The sequence below is a fragment of the Pseudomonas trivialis genome (genome assembly GCF_001439805.1).
Classification (GTDB): domain Bacteria; phylum Pseudomonadota; class Gammaproteobacteria; order Pseudomonadales; family Pseudomonadaceae; genus Aquipseudomonas; species Aquipseudomonas trivialis.
In genome coordinates, this window is the sequence record NZ_JYLK01000023.1 from 14,675 (window position 1) to 32,595 (window position 17,921).

General features: G+C 63.1%; 15 protein-coding genes and 1 riboswitch. Of the genes, 10 read left to right on the forward strand and 5 right to left on the reverse strand.

Translation table 11 applies throughout. From position 1 onward, the window contains the following. Positions 1-4: 4 nt before the first annotated feature. From TU79_RS23455 to TU79_RS23465, 3 genes are read right to left on the reverse strand one after another with little or no spacing between them, the layout of a single operon-like run. Entirely contained in the window at positions 5-817 is an 813-nt protein-coding gene (locus tag TU79_RS23455) for an aldo/keto reductase (protein WP_057010221.1), read from the reverse strand. Beyond that, positions 814-1,989, reverse strand: a complete 1,176-nt coding sequence (locus TU79_RS23460; protein WP_057010222.1) for an NAD(P)/FAD-dependent oxidoreductase — start codon at positions 1,987-1,989, stop codon at positions 814-816. The genes TU79_RS23455 and TU79_RS23460 overlap by 4 nt, the downstream gene beginning before the upstream one ends. A gap of 55 nt (positions 1,990-2,044) precedes the next feature. Continuing rightward, positions 2,045-2,380 (reverse strand): DMT family transporter, encoded by a 336-nt coding sequence (locus tag TU79_RS23465; protein ID WP_003188013.1) that lies wholly within the window; start codon positions 2,378-2,380, stop codon positions 2,045-2,047. Positions 2,381-2,461: 81 nt separating this feature from the next. Between TU79_RS23465 and waaA the strand changes: the two genes are divergently transcribed. Continuing rightward, positions 2,462-3,736: a lipid IV(A) 3-deoxy-D-manno-octulosonic acid transferase gene (waaA, locus tag TU79_RS23470; RefSeq protein ID WP_057010223.1), complete on the forward strand. Its 1,275-nt coding sequence runs from the start codon at positions 2,462-2,464 to the stop codon at positions 3,734-3,736. Between the two features lie 32 nt (positions 3,737-3,768). Here waaA and TU79_RS23475 read toward each other — a convergent pair whose 3' ends face one another. Continuing rightward, positions 3,769-5,208 (reverse strand): TolC family outer membrane protein, encoded by a 1,440-nt coding sequence (locus tag TU79_RS23475; RefSeq protein ID WP_057010224.1) that lies wholly within the window; start codon positions 5,206-5,208, stop codon positions 3,769-3,771. Positions 5,209-5,403: 195 nt separating this feature from the next. Next, a riboswitch (TPP riboswitch) is annotated at positions 5,404-5,509 on the forward strand. Between the two features lie 148 nt (positions 5,510-5,657). On the opposite strand from TU79_RS23475, the gene thiC reads away from it, so the two are divergent. Both thiC and cytX read left to right on the forward strand, forming a co-directional pair. Next, positions 5,658-7,562 carry a phosphomethylpyrimidine synthase ThiC gene (thiC, locus tag TU79_RS23480; protein WP_057010225.1) on the forward strand — a complete coding sequence of 635 codons (1,905 nt, stop codon included), beginning with the start codon at positions 5,658-5,660 and terminating at the stop codon, positions 7,560-7,562. Positions 7,563-7,701: 139 nt separating this feature from the next. After that, on the forward strand, positions 7,702-8,991 hold the full coding sequence (cytX, locus tag TU79_RS23485) for a putative hydroxymethylpyrimidine transporter CytX (protein ID WP_057010226.1): 1,290 nt from the start codon (positions 7,702-7,704) through the stop codon (positions 8,989-8,991). On the opposite strand, the gene TU79_RS23490 is transcribed toward cytX, so the two are convergent. Continuing rightward, positions 8,960-9,706: an RsiV family protein gene (locus TU79_RS23490; protein ID WP_057010227.1), complete on the reverse strand. Its 747-nt coding sequence runs from the start codon at positions 9,704-9,706 to the stop codon at positions 8,960-8,962. The two genes, cytX and TU79_RS23490, sit on opposite strands and share 32 nt — an antisense overlap. Before the next feature lie 192 nt (positions 9,707-9,898). On the opposite strand from TU79_RS23490, the gene TU79_RS23495 reads away from it, so the two are divergent. The 7 genes from TU79_RS23495 to parC all read left to right on the forward strand — a co-directional run bounded on the left by TU79_RS23495 (position 9,899) and on the right by parC (position 17,890). After that, positions 9,899-10,516, forward strand: coding sequence for an NUDIX domain-containing protein (locus tag TU79_RS23495; protein ID WP_057010228.1), 618 nt, complete (start codon positions 9,899-9,901; stop codon positions 10,514-10,516). Next, a complete protein-coding gene (locus TU79_RS23500) occupies positions 10,507-10,956 on the forward strand; it encodes a DUF1249 domain-containing protein (protein WP_053139340.1) in 450 nt (149 codons plus the stop codon). Before TU79_RS23495 ends, TU79_RS23500 begins: the two co-directional genes overlap by 10 nt. Positions 10,957-11,016: 60 nt before the next feature. Beyond that, on the forward strand, positions 11,017-11,829 hold the full coding sequence (gene cpdA / locus TU79_RS23505) for a 3',5'-cyclic-AMP phosphodiesterase (protein ID WP_057010229.1): 813 nt from the start codon (positions 11,017-11,019) through the stop codon (positions 11,827-11,829). 169 nt (positions 11,830-11,998) lie between these two features. Then, positions 11,999-12,607: a YqiA/YcfP family alpha/beta fold hydrolase gene (locus TU79_RS23510; RefSeq protein WP_057010230.1), complete on the forward strand. Its 609-nt coding sequence runs from the start codon at positions 11,999-12,001 to the stop codon at positions 12,605-12,607. A 45-nt stretch (positions 12,608-12,652) separates the two neighbouring features. Beyond that, on the forward strand, positions 12,653-14,557 hold the full coding sequence (gene parE, locus TU79_RS23515; protein WP_057010231.1) for a DNA topoisomerase IV subunit B: 1,905 nt from the start codon (positions 12,653-12,655) through the stop codon (positions 14,555-14,557). Beyond that, positions 14,557-15,552 (forward strand): esterase-like activity of phytase family protein, encoded by a 996-nt coding sequence (locus TU79_RS23520; RefSeq protein ID WP_057010232.1) that lies wholly within the window; start codon positions 14,557-14,559, stop codon positions 15,550-15,552. The genes parE and TU79_RS23520 overlap by 1 nt, the downstream gene beginning before the upstream one ends. A gap of 73 nt (positions 15,553-15,625) precedes the next feature. Continuing rightward, the gene (parC, locus tag TU79_RS23525) at positions 15,626-17,890 is read left to right on the forward strand and encodes a DNA topoisomerase IV subunit A (RefSeq protein ID WP_057010233.1); all 2,265 of its coding nucleotides are present in this window, start codon (positions 15,626-15,628) and stop codon (positions 17,888-17,890) included. The last annotated feature ends 31 nt before the right edge of the window (positions 17,891-17,921 follow it).

Consider the following 17,921-nt stretch of genomic DNA (forward strand, 5'->3'; position numbering starts at 1 on the left):
GGCATCAGAGTTGACGAATGACCTGGGCAGCGGTCGCCACGTTATGGGCCAGGTGCAGCGGATTAATGGTCCCGACAATAGCACTGGCGACGCCCGTTTGCGCAAACAACAACATGAAACTGGCACGAATTGGATCCATTCCAGGGTCAAGGCACACATGGCCGCTGGCCAGGGCTTTTTTCACCAGAATGCCCCTGCCGTGGGCCGCTGCATAATCAATGACGGCTTTCTCGGATTGTTCGTTCAGATTGTAAGTGACCATCGCGCAGTCCCCCTGCTCCAGGGCCCTGATGCCACCTTCGACGGTTTTGCCGGAGAAGCCGAAACCGCGAATCTTGCCCTCTTTTTTCAGCGCGGCCAGGGTCTCATACACTTCGCAGTCGTTGAGGATGTGCAGGTCATTGCCGTCGGAATGCACCAGTACCAGGTCGATAAAATCCGTTTCAAGGCGTTTCAGGCTGCGCTCGATGGAAAGGCGCGTGTGGGCGGCGCTGAAATCGTGGCGAGAGACGCCGTTCTCGAACTCTTCGCCGACCTTGCTGACGATCACCCAGTCCTTGCGCTGCTCCCGCAGCAGCGGCCCCAGGCGCTCTTCGCTCAAGCCATAGGCCGGCGCGGTGTCGATCAGGTTGATGCCCAGCTGGCGCGCCTGGCGCAACAACATGCGCGCCTCCTCGTCATTGGGGATCTGGAAGCCATTGGGGTACTTCACGCCCTGGTCGCGGCCGAGCTTGACGGTGCCCAGGCCCAGCGGCGAGACCCGCAGGCCGGTGCTGCCGAGGGGGCGGTGCAGGTCGTGCAGGGTTGGCAGGCTCATGGCAACAGTTGCTCCCAGGCGGGTACGCCGATGGCAGGTTTTGGCAGGGCGGGCAGTGGCTCGCCGCCGGCGGGGCGGATGCCGTCACGTTCGAGGCTGTTGATTACGCGATCGGCAAAGTCCGGCGCCAGCGCCAGTTTGGTTGGCCAGCCCACCAGCAGGCGACCCTCTTCGGCGAGGAAGGCGTTGTCGGGGCGCACCAGGCCGGACTGCAAGGGCTCGGCGCGGTCGACGCGCAGGGTGGCCCACCGGGTCTGGCTCATGTCGATCCACGGCAGCAGTTGCGCCAGCTCTTTTTGCGCGGTGGCGATCTGTTCCTGTGGGGTGCGCGTCACGCCGTCGGCCTCGGCGATGTCGCCGCCCATGTACCACACCCAATTGCCGTCGGCGGCCGGGTGGGTGGTGATGGTGATGCGCGGTTTGGTGCCGCCGCCCAGGCAGTGGGCGTACAGCGGCTTGAGGCCGGGGCCCTTGGCGATGATCATGTGCAGCGGGCGTCTTTGCATGGCAGGAGTGCTCAGGCCCAAGGCCTTCAGCAGCTCGGCGGTACCGCCGCCGGCGCTCAACACGATGCGCTGGGCGCGGATCTCACGGCCATCCACCGTCAGACCCACCAGCGTATTGCCCTCGCGCAGCGGCTCGATCCGTTGCCCGGCGAGCAGCCCGTCACCGGCCAGTTGCGCCAGGCGTTCGATCAGGCTGGGCACGTCGACGACCAGTTCCGCCAGGCGATAGACCTTGCCCTTGAAGCGGCGGTCCTGCAGGGCCGGTGGCAGCGCGTCGCCCTTGACCTGATCGACCCGGCCGCGCACGGCCTTGCTGGCGAAAAAACTGGTGAGGTTGCCGGCCAGGGTGCCGGGAGACCACAGGTAGTGAGCCTCGGAGAGCAGGCGCACGCCGGACAAATCCAGCTCACCGCTGCCGGCCAAGGCTTCGCGCCAGCGGCGTGGCATGTCGGCAATCGCCTCGGAGGCGCCGGTCAGCGCGCCGTGCAGCGCATATTTCGCACCGCCGTGAATGATCCCCTGGGATTTCACACTCTGCCCGCCGCCCAGGGTGGCGCTTTCCACCACCACCGTGGAAAAGCCCTGGCGGCGCAGGCGCGCATTCAGCCAGAGGCCGGCAACCCCGGCGCCGACGATCAGGACGTCGGTGGAAATATCGGATGGCATGGGCGACCTCAGTGTTCAAGACAAGGGGCGCAGTATACAGGCTGTAGCGTGGCGGTCAGTGCCCGGCGGTTTTCGAGAACAGTTGGATCACTACCACGCCCAGCACAATCAGGCCCATCCCCAGCATTGCCGGCACATCGAGTTTCTGCCCGTAGATGAACAACGCCGCGATGCTCACCATCACAATCCCCATCCCGGCCCACACGGCGTACGCCACGCCCACCGGCACCGTGCGCACCACCAGGGTCAGCATCCAGAACGCCACGCCATACCCCACGATCACCAGCAGCAGCGGGATCGGCGTACTCCAGCCCTTGATGGCTTTCATGGACACGGTGGCGATCACTTCCGAGCAGATGGCGATGGCCAGATAGTAATAGGCGGCATTCATGGGGCAGTCCTCGGCGTGCGGCGGTATCAGGATGGGCATTCTATAGGCTCACTATTGAAAAAGCCGATAAACTCCGCCGCCATGAATAGAACTCTCTACAGCTGTCTGTTTTACCTGGCGCTGCCGTTGGTGGCTTTACGTTTGTGGCTGCGTGCACGCAAGGCGCCGGCCTATGCACAGCGCGTGGGCGAGCGGTTTTCCCTTGGCTTGCCGGCGATGCAGCCCGGCGGGATCTGGGTGCATGCCGTGTCGGTGGGCGAAAGCATTGCCGCAGCGCCCATGGTCCGTGGGCTGCTGGAGCGTTATCCGCAGTTGCCGATCACGGTCACCTGCATGACACCGACCGGTTCCGAGCGTATCCAGGCGCTGTTCGCCAACGAGCCGCGCATCCAGCATTGCTACCTGCCCTATGACGTGCCGTGCGCGGCAAAGCGCTTTCTTGATCGCGTGCAGCCCAGGCTTGCGGTGATCATGGAAACCGAATTGTGGCCCAACCATATCCACGCCTGCGCCCGGCGCGGCATTCCGGTGGCGTTGGCCAATGCGCGATTGTCGGCGCGCTCGGCCAAGGGCTACGCGCGGTTTGCCAGGCTCACCGCGCCGATGCTGTCAGAGATGAGCCTGTTGGCCGTGCAGACGCAAACCGAAGCCGAACGCTTCCGAAGCCTCGGCGCGCGAGCGGACACGGTGGAGGTGACCGGCTCGATCAAGTTCGACCTGACCATCGACCCGCAATTACCGGTACGCGCCGCGGCCCTGCGTGAGCAATGGGGCGCCACCCAGCGCCCGGTATGGATCGCCGCCAGCACCCACGAAGGCGAGGATGCGGTGGTACTCGCGGCTCATCGTCAACTGCTCGACAGCTATCCCAATGCGTTGTTGATTCTGGTGCCGCGCCATCAGGAGCGCTTCGGCCCGATGTTCGAGTTGTGCGAGCAACAGGGCTTTGCCACGGTGCGCCGTTCCAGCGGCGAACCCGTCACGGCGCAAACCGCCGTGTTGCTCGGCGATACCATGGGCGAGCTGCTGTTTCTGTATGCATTGGCCGACAGCGCTTTTGTCGGCGGCAGCCTGGTAGCGACCGGCGGGCATAACCCGCTTGAGCCGGCGGCGCTGGGGTTGCCGGTGATCATGGGGCCGCACCTGTTCAACTTTCTGGAGATCACCGCAATGATGCGCGAGGCCGGGGCGTTGCGTGAGGTGGATGATGCTGACGGTCTGGCCGAGGCGGTACGCCAGTTGTTCGAACTGCCGCAGGATGCCCGCCGCATGGCGCAGGCGGGGCTCAAGGTGATGCAGGCCAATCAGGGCGCGTTGCAGCGTTTGCTGGATGGCCTTGGCCGACTGATCAACTGACATAGCACAGATAAAAAGCTGTGGGAGGGTTGTCAGGACCCGGGCCGGGCCTTGAGCTGTTCGGCGGCGGCTTTGGCGAGGTCCGGTGGCAGGAAATCGCGGTCCGGGTTGTAGTCGGCCTTGAGGTAGCGCGTCAGTTCCTGCAGGTCACCCGGGTTCAAGGTACCCGATGCCTGCTTCAGGCGCAGGTTGTCGAGAATGTAGTCATAGCGGCTGTTGTTGTAGTTGCGCACCGACGCGTAGAGCTGGCGCTGTGAGTCCAGCACGTCGACGATGTTGCGCGTTCCCACCTGGTAACCGATTTCCGTGGCTTCCACCGCGCTCTGGTTGGAGATGATCGACTGGCGGCGCGCCTGCACCTGTTCCACATCGGTGTTCACCGCGCGGTGCAGGTTGCGCGTGTTTTCCACCACTTGGCGGCGCAGGCCTTCGCGCTGTTGCTCGGACTGGTCCAGGCGCGAATAGGACTCGCGCACCTGCGAGCTGGTAAGGCCGCCGCTGTAGAGCGGGATATTCAGGCGCAGGCCGACGGTGCGTTGCGACACATCGCCGCCGTAGGGAATCGGCAATTGGTTCGGATTGCCGAAGCCCAGCGCGTCGTTGTCACCCTTTTCGTACTGCGCCACCGCGTCGAGCGTAGGCAAGTGGCCGGCCTTGCGCTGGCGCAGGGTTTCTTCGGCGGCGGTGACGGCGTAGTTGCTGGCCAGCAGGTTGAGGTTCTGACGGCCGGCGGTTTCGACCCAGGCCTTGGCGTCGTTCGGCATCGGCGGCAGCACCGGCAGGCTGTGGACGATGCCCTGGATTGCGTTGTACTGGCGGTTGGTCAGGGTGATCAGCGCTTCGAAGGCGTCGTCGACCTGGCGCTGGGCGAGGATGCGGTTGGCGCGGGCCGTGTCGTAGCTGGCCTGGGATTGCAACACGTCGGTCTTGTCCGACAGGCCCACGTCGAAGCGCTCGTTGGACTGGTCCAGCTGACGCTTGAAGGCGTTTTCTTCGGCCTTGGTCGAGGCCAGGTTGTCCTGGGCGCGCAGCACCGTGAAGTAGCTTTCGGCGCTTTGCAGGATCAGGTTCTGCTCGGTCGCCGAGAGTTGCAGCGAGGCCTGCTCGTTGACCGCATGGGCGGCCTGCAGCTGGAACCAGCGGTCGGCGCGAAACAGTGGCTGGCTCAGGGTCGCGCGCCAGGAGTGGGCGTCGCGGTTGACGGTGGCCGCCGGCTGGTCGAGCTGGGTGCGCACATTATTGCTGTCGGCACCGGCCGAGAGGTTGGGCAGCAAGCCGGCGCGGGCCTGGGGCACCACTTCCTTTTGCGCGCCATATTGGGCGCGGGCGGCGGCCAGGTCGGCGTTGTTGTTCACCGCCTCCTGGTAGACGCTGACCAGATCGGTGTTGACGGACAAGGGCGCTTCAGCTGCCCAGACCCATCCATTGGTCGCACAAGACACGGCAAGGGCCAGTGAGAGTTTGCGCAGCATGAGGCGATCCCTGAATAAATATTACGCTGATAATTAATCGTCCAAGGCTACGGTGGCGCCTGTACAGCGTCAAGCCTTGAGACCGCTCTGGAGTGTAGTGGCGCGACCACGGCACAACAATCCCGCAATCACGCCATTCATCACGCCTGATCCACCGTTATTGGCAATTTGCCCACGCCATGGTCTAGACTGGCCGCGTTCTTGTCGGGGTGCCTTGTTGGAAGGCTGAGATCGGTAAATACCGGATCCCGTTGAACCTGATCAGGTTAACGCCTGCGTAGGGAACAAGATTTCTCGTCACCCGGCGAGTCCTCTTGTGCTTCGTCCGGGATGCTGTTCGACCATCGAACGCCCTCGTGCACAGAGCACAGCACTGCCATCAGTGCGTCCATCCGTCCCAGGTTCGCTCCGACAACAATCCACCGCCTGGATAAGTTGGAGAGCCTGTGATGAACACTGAACCAAAAAGCCAAAAATCAAAAAATGCCGTGCACCTGAGTGAATCGGCCAAGGTCGACTCCGGTTCCGTGCAGCCGTTTACCCGCTCGCAAAAGATCTACGTGCAGGGCTCGCGCCCCGATATCCGCGTGCCCATGCGCCAGATCAGCCTGGACGTGACGCCCACCGAATTCGGCGGCGAAATCAACGCGCCGGTGGTGGTCTACGACACGTCCGGCCCTTACACCGACCCCAATGTCATCATCGACGTGCGCAAAGGCCTGGCCGACGTGCGCTCGCCGTGGATCGAAGAACGCGGCGATACCGAGCGCCTGAGCTGCCTGAGCTCACGCTACGGTCAGGAACGCCTGGATAACCCGGAGCTTGCCTACCTGCGCTTCGCCCACCTGCAGAACCCGCGCCGTGCCAAGGCCGGCGCCAACGTCAGCCAGATGCACTACGCGCGCAAGGGCATCATCACGCCGGAGATGGAATACGTTGCCATCCGCGAGAACATGAAACTCGAAGAGGCCCGCGCGGCCGGACTGCTCAAGCAGCAGCATGCCGGGCACAGCTTTGGCGCAAGCATTCCGAAGATCATCACCCCGGAGTTCGTGCGCGAGGAAATCGCTCGCGGCCGCGCGATCATCCCGGCCAACATCAACCACACCGAGCTGGAACCGATGATCATCGGCCGTAACTTCCTGGTGAAGATCAACGGCAATATCGGCAACAGCGCCCTCGGTTCGTCCATCGAGGAAGAAGTGGCGAAGATGACCTGGGGCATTCGCTGGGGCTCGGACAACATCATGGACTTGTCCACCGGCAAGCATATTCACGAAACCCGCGAGTGGATCATCCGCAACTCGCCGGTGCCGATCGGCACCGTGCCGATCTACCAGGCCCTGGAAAAAGTCGACGGCATGGCCGAGGAGCTCACCTGGGAGCTGTTCCGCGACACCCTGATCGAACAGGCCGAGCAGGGCGTCGACTACTTCACCATCCACGCCGGCGTGCTGCTGCGCTATGTGCCGCTGACCGCCAACCGGGTTACCGGCATCGTCAGCCGGGGCGGGGCGATCATGGCCAAGTGGTGCCTGGCGCACCACAAGGAAAACTTTGCCTACACGCACTTCGAAGAAATCTGCGAAATCATGAAGGCCTACGACGTCAGTTTCTCCCTGGGTGACGGCCTGCGCCCGGGCTCGGTGGCCGATGCCAACGACGCCGCGCAATTCGGCGAGCTGGAAACTCTCGGCGAGCTGACCAAGATCGCCTGGAAGCACGACGTGCAAACCATGATCGAAGGCCCCGGTCACGTGCCGATGCAGTTGATCAAGGAGAACATGGACAAACAGCTCGAGTGCTGCGACGAGGCGCCGTTCTATACCCTTGGCCCGCTGACCACCGACATTGCGCCGGGCTACGACCACATCACCTCCGGCATCGGCGCGGCAATGATCGGCTGGTTCGGCTGCGCCATGCTCTGCTACGTCACGCCCAAGGAACACCTGGGCTTGCCGAACAAGGATGACGTGAAAACCGGGATCATTACCTACAAGATCGCGGCGCACGCGGCGGATTTGGCCAAGGGCCATCCGGGCGCGCAGATTCGCGACAACGCCTTGAGCAAGGCGCGCTTCGAGTTCCGCTGGGAAGACCAGTTCAACCTCGGCCTGGACCCGGACACCGCGCGGGCCTTCCATGACGAGACCTTGCCCAAGGAGTCGGCCAAGGTCGCGCACTTCTGCTCGATGTGCGGGCCGAAGTTCTGCTCGATGAAGGTGACTCACGAAGTGCGCGAGTACGCGGCCAACCAGCGCATTGAAGCGGTGGATGTGGACGTGGCCAGAGGCTTGGCGGAGCAGGCGGAGCGGTTCAAGCAGGAAGGCAGTCAGCTGTATAAAAAGGTCTGATTCGGGATTTTAGTGGTCTGTACCGGCCTCATCGGGAACAAGCCCCCTCCCACAGTTGAAATGCATGCCAACTGTGGGAGGGGGCTTGCTCGCGATAACCCTCTTGAAAACAACAAGTGCCTCTCAGAGACAATCTCCCTTGAACATTCAACCCAGCACCTATTCCCCCGACATCGCCGTGCCCGCCGACAAACGCGTCTTCGGCGCCCGCGACCTGTTCTCCTTGTGGTTCTCCCTCGGCATCGGTCTGATGGTCCTGCAAACCGGCGCGTTATTGGCGCCTGGCCTCGGTCTGTCGGGATCACTGCTGGCGATCTTCCTTGGCACCCTGGTCGGCGTGTTGCTGCTGGCTGCTGTCGGCGTGATCGGCAGCGACACCGGCCTGTCCGCCATGGCCGCGCTCAAGCTCAGCCTCGGCAGCCGGGGCGCGAGCCTGCCGGCGCTGCTCAACCTGTTGCAGTTGATCGGTTGGGGCTCCTTCGAAATCATCGTGATGCGCGACGCCGCCAGCCTGCTGGGCACGCGCGCGTTCAGCGACGGCAGTGTGTTCGCCAGCCCGTTGCTGTGGACCCTGTTCTTCGGCAGCCTGGCGACGTTGCTGGCGGTAAGCGGCCCGCTGACCTTCGTGCGGCAGGTGCTGCGCAAGTGGGGCATCTGGCTGCTGCTCGCTGCCTGCCTGTGGCTGACCTGGAACCTGTTCGCCAAGGCCGACCTCGCCGCGCTCTGGGCCCGGCCCGGTGATGGCTCGCTGCCGTTTGCGGTGGGCTTTGATATCGCCATTGCCATGCCGTTGTCGTGGCTGCCGCTGATCGCCGATTACTCACGCTTCGGCAAACGCGCGAAAAGCGTGTTCGGTGGCACGGCGCTGGGGTTCTTCATCGGGAATGTCTGGCTGATGAGCCTGGGCGTGGCCTACACCCTGGCGTTCGCGCCGAGCGGTGAGGTCAATGCATTGCTGTTGGCGCTGGCCGGCGCGGGTCTGGGCATTCCGCTGCTGCTGATCCTGTTGGACGAGTCGGAAAACGCGTTTGCCGATATTCACTCGGCGGCGGTGTCCAGCGCGATGCTGGTGCGCTTGAAGGTCGAGCACCTGGCGCTGGCTATTGGGGTGGTCTGCACCTTGATTGCCTGCGTTGCGCCGTTGGCCCAGTACCAGAACTTCCTGCTGCTGATCGGTTCGGTGTTTGCGCCGCTGTTTGGCGTGGTGCTGGTGGATCACTTCATCCTGCGCCGTCGCGGCCAGGGGGCGGTCGTTGAACTGCGTTGGCCGGCCTTGGTGGCGTGGCTGGGGGGCATTGCCACTTACCACCTGCTGGCCAAGCTGTATCCGGACATCGGCGCAACCCTGCCGGCGCTGGTGCTGGCAGGGGGGTTGCAGTTTGTCCTGGCTCGCGCCTTCAGCGGCGTGCGGGCATCAGCTCAGGCTTGAGGATGCCTTCCAGGCGCGAGTAGGGGATCTGCAACTCGACGTGGCCCAGGGCGTACGGCGCGATGGTGCTGGTGGGGTACTTGAGGATCACACCGCCGTAGGTCAGCGCCACGTTCGGGGTCTTCTGGAAAGGGTATTTCTTCACGAACTCCGGCTCCAGGCTCAGGCGCGTGCTGATCAGCCAGCTGTTGTGCGCCACCTGGGCAGCTTTCCAGAGGGCCTCTTCCTTGCCGGGCAGCAGCATGTCGGTGAGCGAGAGGGCCTTTTGCTGCTGGCGCGAATAGTTGATGAAGGCGCGGCCGGGTTCTCCATGAGTGGCGCCCTGGTCCAGGTAGCTGGACAGTTCGATAATCACCAAGCCGTCATGCTGCTCGCGTACCTTGGCCTGCAAGTACATGCTGTTGCGCGGGGCGGCGGTCTTCAGGAACTGTTCGCGATAGGTGTCCAGGCTGGTCGGCAGCGGGTCGCTGGCGTTGGTTTGAGCCATTTCCAGCAGGCGCTGTTCGATCAGCGCATCCAGCTTGGGCTCCTTGGCAAAATGCACGGTGTCGATGTTCACCAGCGGGCAATCAGTGCTGGTGCAGCCCGGCTTGCTTTGCTCGCTGGCGTCGCGGGTGGCTTCCAGAGGCGTGTGCCACGCGGGTTGGAACAGGCTCTGGCAGGCGCCGAGGGTCAATGCGATACACGCCACGGAGGCGATTTTCAAGAGCGACATGTAGGGTCTTCTTCCGTCGATAAGAGCGAAATTCGTGGAGCTTCGACTACCGGCAAGGCAGTCAGTTCGCACTAAGCTGATTAGAGTGAGTTTGACGCCAGCCGTCTATCCCGGCAACTGGAAAGGGGCTGCATCCGAGGGCTGGAGCGCGTTAGGATGGCGCCCATTGCGCAGGCTTATCGAGGATGGGACATGACGGGTATTGCGAAATCGACGCCGAGCACAATCGAAATTGTTCAGCGCGACAATGCTTATAAAGGCTTCTACAAGCTCGATCGCGTGCAACTGCGCCACGAAAAATTCGATGGCGGCATGAGCCGAGTGATCAACCGCGAAGTGTTCGTGCGTCACGATGCTGTCTGCGTGCTGCCCTACGACCCGCAACGCGATGAAGTGGTGCTGATCGAGCAGTTTCGCGTCGGCGCCATGGGGCGTACCGATAACCCGTGGCTGGTGGAAATGGTTGCCGGGCTGATCGACAAGGACGAAGAACCGGAGGAGGTTGCACACCGCGAAGCCGAGGAGGAAGCTGGGCTGACGTTCTCCGCGCTGTGGCCGATCACCAAGTATTTCCCGTCGCCCGGTGGCAGTACCGAATTTGTGCACCTGTTCCTGGGCCGTTGCGACAGCGCGGGAGCCGGTGGCGTCCATGGACTGGAAGAAGAGGCAGAAGATATCCGCGTCACGGTGTGGGCGTTTGAAGACGCCCTGCAAGCCGTGCGCGACGGCAGAATTTCCAACGCAGCCAGCATTATCGCCCTGCAGTGGCTCGCGCTTAACCGCGCGGAAGTGAGGGGGTTATGGCAGTAAAGGCACGGGAACGCTATCGCGTTGACCTGATCGGGTTGCAAGCGGCCTGCGAGGCCAACTATGCGCGGCTGATGCGCCTGCTTCCCGACATGCGCCACGCCCCCGAGGCGCGGCGCATCGGGGTGACCCACGGCGACCAGATGCTCGGCGTGCTGGCCCTGGAGGTCATCGTCAACTGCCCCTATACCACCACCCTGCGCGTGCGCCAGGAACACAGCCTGCCGTGGCTGCCGGTGCCGCAACTGGAAGTGCAGGTGTACCACGATGCGCGCATGGCCGAAGTGATCAGTGCCGAGCATGCGCGGCGTTTTCGCAGCATCTATCCCTACCCGAATGTGTTCATGCACCAGCCCGATGAGAAAGCACAGCTCAATGTGTTCCTCGGCGAGTGGTTGAGCCATTGCCTGGCCCTGGGCCATGAGTTCGCAGTGGTGCGCTAGACCCCGCTTCAGCATAATGCCCACAAATGTTCATTTACTGTGATTGCCAGGGAGAGCGCCTTGCCCCGCGTACCCACTGTGAACCCTGACACTGCCTTGCTGGTGCAACTGTCCGACAGCCATTTGTCTGCCGACGGCGACAGCACGTTGCTGGGCATGAATACCCGTGACAGCCTGCATCGGGTGGTCGCGCTTGTGCGCGAGCAGCAGCCCTGTGTCGATCTGGTGTTGGCCACGGGAGATTTGTCCCAGGACGGCACGCTGGCGTCGTATCAGCAATTTCGCGCTACGACCGCGCCGCTTGGCGCACCGACGCGCTGGATTCCAGGAAACCACGATGAACCGCAGGTCATGATCCAGGCCGCCGTGAACAGCGACCTGCTGGACCCCGTGGTCGATGTCGGCAACTGGCGCATCACCCTGCTCGATTCCGCCGTGCCCGGCTCGGTGCCGGGCTACCTGGAGGACCAGCAACTGCAACTGCTGGCCCAAGCCTTGAGCGAAGCGCCTGATCAACATCACCTGGTGTGCTTTCACCACCATCCGGTGCCCATCGGCTGCGCGTGGATGGAGCCCATTGGTTTGCGCAACCCGGAAGCATTGTTTGCCGTGCTCGACCGCTTCCCCCAGGTCAGGGCGGTGCTGTGGGGGCATGTGCATCAGGAAATTGACCGGGCGCGCAATGGTGTGCGTCTGCTGGCATCGCCGTCCACCTGCATCCAGTTCGCGCCGGGCAGCGAGGATTTTGCGGTCAGCGAGCAGGCGCCGGGCTACCGTTGGCTGCGCCTGCATGCCGACGGACGGTTGGAGACCGGGGTGGAGCGTGTCACAGACTTTGCGTTTACTGTCGATTACGGCAGTAACGGTTATTAAAAGCTGCAAACACCCAATAAACGTGGGAGGGGGCTTGCTCCCGATAGCGGTGGATCAGCCGGCACCTGTACGCCCTGACCCACCGCTATCGGGAGCAAGCCCCCTCCCACATTCTGCCCATATTCCCTGTAAACTGCGCCTCTTTGGCTGAGTCACGGAGAGCCCTGGCATGTCCGCTTCGATCCTGTATATCCACGGTTTTAACAGCGCGCCGGTCTCCAACAAGGCCAGCCAGTTGAAAACCGTGATGGACAGCCTTGGCCTGGCCGATCAATTGCGTGTACCGGCCCTGCATCACCACCCACGCAAGGCGATTGCTCAATTGGAAGAGGCCATTGCGCAGCTCGGGCGGCCATTGCTGGTCGGCAGCTCACTCGGCGGCTACTATGCAACCCATCTCGCGCAGCGCCATGGCCTCAAGGCGCTGCTGGTCAACCCGGCGGTCAGCCCTCATCGGATGTTCGACGGTTACCTGGGCCCCCAGAAGAACCTCTATACCGATGAAACCTGGGAACTGACCCACGACCACGTCACGGCGCTGGCCGAACTGGAAGTGCCGGCGCCCCAGGATGCCGCGCGTTATCAGGTGTGGTTGCAGACCGGGGATGAAACCCTGGATTATCGCCTCGCCCAGCAGTACTACCGGGCCTGTGCCTTGCGCATCCAGGCCGGCGGCGACCACGGTTATCAGGGCTTCGCCCGGCAATTGCCGGCGTTGCTCAGCTTTGCCGGCATTGGCGCAGATCAGTATCAATCCTTCGATTTCAGCGCATTGTGAAATCCCAGGGTACTTTTTTAATCGCAAGACTCTAGACGAGACCCCATGGCCACTCCCAGCGCTAGCTCTTATAACGCAGACGCCATCGAAGTCCTCTCGGGCCTCGACCCGGTGCGCAAACGCCCCGGCATGTACACCGACACCAGTCGGCCGAACCACCTCGCCCAGGAAGTCATCGACAACAGCGTCGACGAAGCCTTGGCCGGGCACGCTAAATCGGTGCATGTGATTCTTCACGCCGACCATTCCCTGGAAGTGTCCGACGATGGTCGCGGCATGCCGGTGGACATTCACCCCGAAGAGGGCGTGTCGGGCGTCGAGCTGATCCTCACCAAGCTGCACGCCGGTGGCAAGTTCTCCAACAAGAACTACCAGTTCTCCGGTGGCCTGCACGGCGTGGGCATTTCGGTGGTCAACGCCCTGTCCACGCAGGTCAGGGTCAAGGTCAAGCGTGACGGCAACGAGTACGAAATGACCTTTGCCGATGGCTACAAAGCCACCGAGCTGCAAGTGGTCGGCACCGTCGGCAAGCGCAACACCGGCACCAGCGTGTACTTCGCGCCGGACCCGAAATACTTCGATTCGCCGAAATTCTCCATCAGCCGCCTCAAGCATGTGCTCAAGGCCAAGGCCGTGCTGTGCCCGGGCCTGCTGGTCATTTTTGAAGACAAAGGCACCGGCGAGAAGGTCGAGTGGCACTATGAAGACGGCCTGCGCTCCTACCTCGAAGACTCGGTCAGCGACTTCGAACGCCTGCCCAACGAGCCGTTCTGCGGCAGCCTGGCGGGTAACAAGGAAGCGGTCGACTGGGCGCTGCTGTGGCTGCCCGAGGGCGGCGACAGTGTGCAGGAAAGCTACGTCAACCTGATCCCCACGGCCCAGGGCGGCACCCACGTCAACGGGTTGCGTCAGGGCCTGCTCGATGCCATGCGCGAATTCTGCGAATACCGCAGCCTGCTGCCGCGCGGTGTGAAGCTGGCGCCGGAAGACGTGTGGGAGCGCATCGCGTTCGTGCTGTCGATGAAAATGCAGGAACCGCAGTTTTCCGGGCAGACCAAGGAGCGCCTGTCGTCCCGTGAAGCGGCGGCGTTTGTCTCCGGTGTGGTCAAGGATGCCTTCAGCCTGTGGCTCAACGCACACCCGGAGCTGGGCCTGGCCCTGGCGGAACTGGCGATCAACAACGCCGGCCGTCGCCTCAAGGCCAGCAAGAAGGTCGAGCGCAAGCGCATCACCCAGGGCCCGGCACTGCCCGGCAAACTGGCCGATTGCGCCGGGCAGGACCCGATGCGCTCCGAGCTGTTCCTGGTGGAGGGTGACTCCGCCGGCGGTTCGGCCAAGCAGGCGCGGGACAAGGAATTCCAGGCGATCCTGCCGTTGCGCGGCAAGATCCTCAACACCTGGGAAGTCGATGGCAGCGAAGTGCTCGCCAGCCAGGAAGTGCACAACATCGCCGTGGCCATCGGCGTCGATCCGGGCGCGGCGGACATGAGCCAGCTGCGCTACGGCAAGATCTGCATCCTCGCCGACGCCGACTCCGATGGTTTGCACATCGCCACCCTGCTATGCGCGCTGTTCGTGCAGCACTTCCGCCCGCTGGTGGATGCCGGTCACGTGTACGTCGCCATGCCGCCGCTGTACCGCATCGACCTGGGCAAGGAGATTTTCTACGCACTGGACGAGGCCGAGCGCGACGGCATCCTCGATCGCCTGGTCGCCGAGAAGAAACGTGGCAAGCCGCAGGTCACGCGATTCAAGGGCCTGGGCGAAATGAACCCGCCGCAGCTGCGCGAAACCACCATGGACCCCAACACCCGGCGTCTGGTGCAGTTGACCCTGGAAGACTTCGCCGGCACGTCGGAAATGATGGACATGCTGCTGGCAAAAAAACGCGCTCCGGATCGCAAAGCCTGGCTGGAATCCAAAGGCAACCTGGCCGAGGTACTGGGCTGATGCGCACAGGCATCGCCCTGGCGATCCTGATGGTGAGCGCTCTGGTGACCAGCGAGGCGGTGGCCGCTCCCGTGGCGGAGCTCAAACTGGTGTCCGAGCACGCCGTGGACGGCATGCGCGGCGGTAACCTGTCGGGCCTGGCACTGTGCGGCAAGGATTTATGGACGGTGTCCGACCGCGACGACGAGCAGATCTATCGCCTGGATATCGGCGCGCCCGTGTGGCAGGCCGAAACGGTAAAGATCGAGGTGCCACCGGTGCCCGAGTCCGGTTTGCCCTGGGGCTTGCGCTCGCGCACCACGGCGGCATCGTTCATTCGCGGCGGCGACCTGGATTTTGAAGGCATCAGCTGCGATGCCGCGGGTAACCGCTACATCGTCAGCGAAGCCCATGCGGCGGTGCTGCAGGTGCCGGTGGACGGCGCGCCGCAATGGCTGCAGATCGCCCCGCGCATGGTGCGCGAAGCCCGGGCCAGCGGCATGTTGCTGCACTTCAATGCGCTGTTTGAAGGCCTGGCGGTGAACCCCGAGGGCAACCAGATCTGGCTCGCCGCCGAGCGTGAGCGGCGTGGGCTGATGTCCATCAAACGCCCGCACAGCCTGTGGGACTGTGACGGCGCCTGCGTGTTACTCAGCGAAGCCGGCCAGGAAGTGCAGCCGGCCCAGTTCACCAACGCGAAGGCGGTGTCCAGGGATTTTGCCGACCTGGCGCTGTTCAAGGGCAAGCTGTTTACCCTTGAGCGCAATGCGTTCCAGATCTGCCGGCGTGACCCGGTTACGGCCAAGGTTGAGCGGTGCTGGTCGTTTGCCGACGAAACCCTCAAGCCCGAGCGGCGCTACGCCCAGCCCTATGGCCTGGCTGAAGCCCTGGTGATCGACGAAGACGGTGCCTGGTTGGGCATCGACAACAACTTCGGCCCGCGTGCCGATGGTGAAAAACGCCCGGTGGTCTACCGTTTTGCCGCCCCGGCCGGTGGCTGGAGTGCCCAGCCATGAACAATCCAACACTTGAATTGACCCGGCGCAGCGGCCTTGCCACCGCGCCTTACCAGACCATGATGAGGCCCGCATGAGTGACATCCTCGCAGACAGCTTAGATGGCGTAGAACGCCGATCGCTGGCTGACTTCACCGAAAATGCCTACCTCAACTATTCCATGTACGTGATCATGGACCGGGCCCTGCCGCATATCGGCGACGGCCTCAAGCCCGTGCAGCGGCGCATCATCTACGCCATGAGTGAGTTGGGCCTGGACGCCGATTCCAAGCACAAAAAGTCGGCGCGTACCGTCGGTGATGTGCTCGGCAAGTTTCACCCCCACGGCGACTCGGCGTGTTATGAAGCGATGGTGCTGATGGCCCAGCCGTTCAGCTACCGCTACACGTTGGTGGACGGCCAGGGCAACTGGGGCGCGCCGGATGATCCCAAGTCCTTCGCGGCCATGCGTTACACCGAAGCGCGTCTGTCGCGCTACTCCGAAGTGCTGCTCAGCGAGCTGGGCCAGGGCACGGCAAACTGGGGGCCGAACTTTGACGGCACCCTTGACGAACCGCTGGTGTTGCCGGCACGTTTGCCGAATATCCTCCTGAATGGCACCACCGGCATCGCGGTCGGCATGGCCACTGACGTGCCACCGCACAACCTGCGTGAAGTCGCCACTGCCTGCGTGCGCCTGCTCGACGAGCCCAAGGCCACGGTGGAGCAGCTGTGCGAGCATATCCAAGGCCCGGATTACCCGACCGAAGCGGAAATCATCACGCCGCGCGCCGATCTGCTGAAGATGTACGAGACCGGCAAGGGATCGGTGCGCATGCGCGCCGTGTATCACATCGAGGACGGCGACATTATTGTCACCGCGCTGCCGCACCAGGTCTCCGGGGCCAAGGTGCTCGAGCAGATTGCCGCGCTGATGCAGGCCAAGCCGTCGAAACTGCCGCAGGTTGCCGACCTGCGTGACGAGTCCGACCACGAAAACCCGTGCCGCATCGTGATCATCCCGACCAATAGCCGGGTCGACCACGAAGTGCTGATGCAGCATCTGTTCGCCAGCACCGACCTGGAGTCCAGCTACCGGGTCAACGTCAACATCATCGGCCTGGACGGCAAGCCGCAGCTGAAAAACCTGCGCAACCTGCTGGTGGAATGGCTGGAGTTCCGCGTGCAGACCGTGCGTCGCCGTCTGCAATTTCGCCTGGACAAGGTCGAGCGCCGCCTGCACCTGTTGGACGGTTTGCTGATCGCCTACCTCAACCTGGATGAAGTGATCCATATCATCCGTACCGCCGAGCACCCGAAAGCCGAGCTGATCGCGCGTTTCGAACTGAGCGAGATCCAGGCTGACTACATCCTCGACACCCGCTTGCGCCAGTTGGCGCGACTGGAAGAAATGAAGCTGCGCGACGAGCAGGATGCGCTGCTCAAGGAACAGGCCAAGCTGCAAGCGCTGCTGGGCAGCGAAGCCAAGCTCAAGAAGCTGGTGCGCAGCGAACTGATCAAGGACGCCGAAACCTATGGCGACGACCGCCGCTCGCCGATTGTCGAGCGCGCCGAGGCCAAAGCCCTGACAGAAACCGAGCTGTTGCCTAACGAGAAAATTACCGTCGTTCTGTCGGAAAAGGGTTGGGTTCGTTCCGCCAAGGGGCATGATATTGACGCCACCGGCCTGTCGTACAAGGCTGGCGATGGCTTCAAGACCGCTGCGGCCGGGCGTTCCAACCAGTTTGCGGTGTTTATCGACTCAACGGGGCGCAGCTATTCGGTGCCGGCCCATACCTTGCCGTCTGCACGTGGGCAGGGCGAGCCGCTCACCGGGCGTCTGACGCCGCCGCCGGGGGCGAATTTCGAGTGCGTGCTGCTGCCCGATGACGACTCGCTGTACGTGATCGCGTCCGACGCCGGTTACGGTTTCGTGGTCAAGGGGGAAGACCTGCAGGCCAAGAACAAGGCGGGCAAGGCGCTGCTGAGCCTGCCGAACAATGCCAAGGTGATTCTGCCGCGTCCGGTGGACAATCGCGAAAGCAACTGGCTGGCCTCGGTGACCACCGAAGGGCGTCTGCTGGTGTTCAAGATCAGCGATCTGCCGCAGTTGGGCAAAGGTAAGGGCAACAAGATCATTGGTATTCCAGGGGAGCGGGTGGCCAGTCGCGAAGAGTACGTGACCGATATCGCGGTGATCCCTGAAGGTTCTACCCTGGTGCTCCAGGCCGGCAAGCGCACGTTGTCGCTGCGCCCTGACGACCTTGAACACTACAAGGGGGAACGGGGTCGCCGTGGTAACAAATTGCCGCGTGGCTTCCAGCGTGTGGATGCTTTACTCGTGGAAACGCCCGTTTAACCCGGTTTAGAGCCCTTGATCTAGGATTTAA

What these genes read in the sequence shown, in the direction of transcription:
- TU79_RS23455 (WP_057010221.1), bottom strand. Translation starts at nt 817, where the DNA reads ATGAGCCTGCCAACCCTGCACGACCTGCACCGCCCCCTCGGCAGCACC.
- TU79_RS23460 (WP_057010222.1), bottom strand. Translation starts at nt 1,989, where the DNA reads ATGCCATCCGATATTTCCACCGACGTCCTGATCGTCGGCGCCGGGGTT.
- TU79_RS23465 (WP_003188013.1), bottom strand. Translation starts at nt 2,380, where the DNA reads ATGAATGCCGCCTATTACTATCTGGCCATCGCCATCTGCTCGGAAGTG.
- waaA (WP_057010223.1), top strand. Translation starts at nt 2,462, where the DNA reads ATGAATAGAACTCTCTACAGCTGTCTGTTTTACCTGGCGCTGCCGTTG.
- TU79_RS23475 (WP_057010224.1), bottom strand. Translation starts at nt 5,208, where the DNA reads ATGCTGCGCAAACTCTCACTGGCCCTTGCCGTGTCTTGTGCGACCAAT.
- thiC (WP_057010225.1), top strand. Translation starts at nt 5,658, where the DNA reads ATGAACACTGAACCAAAAAGCCAAAAATCAAAAAATGCCGTGCACCTG.
- TU79_RS23490 (WP_057010227.1), bottom strand. Translation starts at nt 9,706, where the DNA reads ATGTCGCTCTTGAAAATCGCCTCCGTGGCGTGTATCGCATTGACCCTC.
- TU79_RS23495 (WP_057010228.1), top strand. Translation starts at nt 9,899, where the DNA reads ATGACGGGTATTGCGAAATCGACGCCGAGCACAATCGAAATTGTTCAG.
- TU79_RS23500 (WP_053139340.1), top strand. Translation starts at nt 10,507, where the DNA reads ATGGCAGTAAAGGCACGGGAACGCTATCGCGTTGACCTGATCGGGTTG.
- TU79_RS23510 (WP_057010230.1), top strand. Translation starts at nt 11,999, where the DNA reads ATGTCCGCTTCGATCCTGTATATCCACGGTTTTAACAGCGCGCCGGTC.
- parE (WP_057010231.1), top strand. Translation starts at nt 12,653, where the DNA reads ATGGCCACTCCCAGCGCTAGCTCTTATAACGCAGACGCCATCGAAGTC.
- TU79_RS23520 (WP_057010232.1), top strand. Translation starts at nt 14,557, where the DNA reads ATGCGCACAGGCATCGCCCTGGCGATCCTGATGGTGAGCGCTCTGGTG.
- parC (WP_057010233.1), top strand. Translation starts at nt 15,626, where the DNA reads ATGAGTGACATCCTCGCAGACAGCTTAGATGGCGTAGAACGCCGATCG.